Origin of the sequence: Pseudonocardia sp. EV170527-09 (genome assembly GCF_008369905.1) — a bacterium.
In the GTDB taxonomy this organism is placed as follows: domain Bacteria; phylum Actinomycetota; class Actinomycetes; order Mycobacteriales; family Pseudonocardiaceae; genus Pseudonocardia.
On the sequence record NZ_VRMC01000208.1, the window covers coordinates 1 to 2600 of the forward strand.

Sequence of the window (2600 nt, forward strand, 5' to 3'; positions counted from 1 at the left end):
GTCGGCCATCCCCGCCGGCCCCTCGGCCCGGTAGCGGTCGGACCACTTCTTGGCGGTCCGCGCGGAGACCATGAACATTGTCGCGGCCGCGGTGTGGGTCCAGCCGTGCTCGACGACGAGTTGAGCGAGCCGCAGCCGGGCGCGCGGGGTCAGAGCGGCGTTAGCGTGGGACACGAAGGCCTCCGGTGGGTGAAGCGGTTCCTAGACAGCTCCACTTCACAACCGGAGGCCTTCGTCTGTCAGCCAGACTCACCGCCCCCGGACGGGACAACCTCCCTGGACATCACACCTAAGCGTCTTTGAGAGTCCAGGTGGAGCCGTCGGCGCCGTCCTCGACGGCGATCCCGGCGGCGAGCAGCTCGTCGCGGAGCCGGTCCGCGGTGGCGAAGTCGCGCTCGGCGCGCGCGGCCCGGCGGCGCTCGAGCATCGACTCCACCAGGGTGCCCAGTGCCTGCCGGGCGGCGTCGCCCGACTCCTCGGCCGCGCCGCCGGCTGCCAGCGGGTCCAGGCCGAGCACCTCGGTCGTCGCACGGACCGCGGACGCGGTCCGCAGGGCGCCCGCGACGTCCCCGGCGTCGAGGGCGGTGTTGCCCTCGCGCACCAGGGTGTGCACGGTGCCGAGCGCCAGCGGGGTGCCCAGATCGTCGTCGAGTGCGGCGGTGAACGCGCCGGGCAGCTCCGTCGCGACCTCGGGCAGGCCGTGCCGCTCGCGCACCCGGTGCACGAACGACTCGATCCGCCGGTACGCGGCGACGGCCTCGTCCAGCGCGGCGTCGGAGTACTCGATCGCCGACCGGTAGTGCGGGCCGACCAGGTAGTAGCGCAGCTCGGCCGGGCGGACCCGCTCGAGCAGGTTCTCGATCGCCAGGGTGTTCCCCAGCGATTTCGACATCTTCTCCCCGCCCATGGTGACCCACGCGTTGTGCAGCCAGTAGCGGGCGAAGCCGTCGCCGGCGGCGTGGCTCTGGGCGCGCTCGTTCTCGTGGTGCGGGAACACCAGGTCCAGGCCGCCGCCGTGGATGTCGAACTCCGGGCCGAGGTAGGCCGTCGCCATCGCCGAGCACTCCAGGTGCCAGCCGGGACGCCCGTTCCCCCAGGGGGTGGGCCAGCTGGGCTCGCCGGGCTTGGCGGCCTTCCACAGCGTGAAGTCCAGTGCGTCGCGCTTGGCGCCGCCCTCGCCCTCACCCTGGTGGACGTCGTCGACGCGCTGACCGGACAGCGCGCCGTAGTCGGGCAGGGTGCGCACGGCGAAGTACACGTCGCCACCCGCGGCGTAGGCGTGACCGCGCTCGATCAGCCGCTCGATCAGCTCGACCATCTGCGGGATGTGCCCGGTCGCCCGGGGCTCCACCGACGGCGGCAGGCAGCCGAGCGCGTCGTACGCGGCGGTGAAGGCCCGCTCGTGGGTGGCCGCCCACTCCCACCACGGACGGCCCGCGGCCTGCGCCTTGCGCAGGATCTTGTCGTCGATGTCGGTGACGTTGCGGACCAGCGTGACGTCGTAGCCGGACCGGGCCAGCCAGCGACGCAGCACGTCGTAGTTCAGGCCCGAGCGGACGTGGCCTATGTGCGGCAGGCCCTGCACCGTCGCCCCACAGACGTACATCGACACGGCTCCGGTCCGCAGCGGCGTGAAGGCGCGCTGCTCCCTGGTCGCTGAGTCGAGAAGTCTGAGGCTCACGTCACCAGGGTACGGGCCTCCGATTCGTCCACTACACGCGCGGTGGGGCTGCGGCAAGGTGTCCGGCATGGCTGTTGAGCGGATGTACCCGCGGCTGGTCGTGCACGACGCCGACGCCGCGATCGACTTCTACCTCGCCGCATTCGGCGCGGAGCTCGTGGAGCGCTACACCGACGGCTCCGGTGCCGTGGTGCACGCCCTGCTGCGGGCCGGTCGCGCCGAGTGGGCCCTCAAGGACGGCGACGCCGTCGACCCGGCGCCGTCGGGGCCCGGAGCGGTGATCATGGCCCTGGAGGTCGACGACCCGGACGCGGTCGCCGCGGCGATGGTGGCCCACGGCGGCCGCGTGCTGTTCCCGGTGACCGACCACGACTACGGGCAGCGCGCCGGGCGGCTCGCCGACCCGTTCGGCCACGCCTGGATGGTCGCGGCCCACACCGGCGACCTGACGCCCGAGCAGATCCAGGAGCGGACCGGGCGTCCCTAGCTGTGATGTCCAGGGAGGTTGTCCCGTCCGGGGGCGGTGAGTCTGGCTGACAGACGAAGGCCTCCGGTTGTGAAGTGGAGCTGTCGAGGAACCGCTTCACCCACCGGAGGCCTTCGTGTCCCACGCTAACGCCGCTCTGACCCCGCGCGCCCGGCTGCGGCTCGCTCAACTCGTCGTCGAGCACGGCTGGACCCACACCGCGGCCGCGACAATGTTCATGGTCTCCGCGCGGACCGCCAAGAAGTGGTCCGACCGCTACCGGGCCGAGGGGCCGGCGGGGATGGCCGACCGCAGCTCACGGCCGAGGTCCTCACCGACGAAGACCCGTGTCGGTCTGGTGCGGCGAATCGTACGGCTGCGCTGGCGGCACCGGCTGGGCCCGGTCCAGATCGCCGGGCGCCTGGGCATGGCCGCCTCGACCGTGCACGCGGT

Annotated in this window: 4 protein-coding genes; 2 read left to right on the forward strand and 2 right to left on the reverse strand. The window is 72.7% G+C overall.

The genetic code is table 11. The features are described from left to right. Positions 1–174, reverse strand: a 174-nt coding sequence (locus FVA95_RS28340) for a leucine zipper domain-containing protein (RefSeq protein WP_149662471.1), incomplete at its 3' end; no start/stop codon positions are given. A gap of 115 nt (positions 175–289) precedes the next feature. Continuing rightward, positions 290–1681 carry a cysteine--tRNA ligase gene (gene cysS, locus FVA95_RS28345; protein ID WP_149666852.1) on the reverse strand — a complete coding sequence of 464 codons (1392 nt, stop codon included), beginning with the start codon at positions 1679–1681 and terminating at the stop codon, positions 290–292. 67 nt (positions 1682–1748) lie between these two features. Here cysS and FVA95_RS28350 point away from each other — a divergent pair, with 67 nt between their 5' ends. Both FVA95_RS28350 and FVA95_RS28355 read left to right on the forward strand, forming a co-directional pair. Beyond that, complete coding sequence (locus tag FVA95_RS28350; RefSeq protein ID WP_164514903.1) at positions 1749–2168, forward strand: glyoxalase/bleomycin resistance/extradiol dioxygenase family protein; 420 nt, start codon at positions 1749–1751, stop codon at positions 2166–2168. Between the two features lie 115 nt (positions 2169–2283). Continuing rightward, on the forward strand, positions 2284–2600 hold a 317-nt coding region (locus FVA95_RS28355), incomplete at its 3' end, for a leucine zipper domain-containing protein (protein ID WP_149664620.1).

Excerpts from the sequence above, each read along its gene's own strand:
- FVA95_RS28350 (WP_164514903.1), top strand. The coding sequence starts at position 1,749 with ATGGCTGTTGAGCGGATGTACCCGCGGCTGGTCGTGCACGACGCCGAC.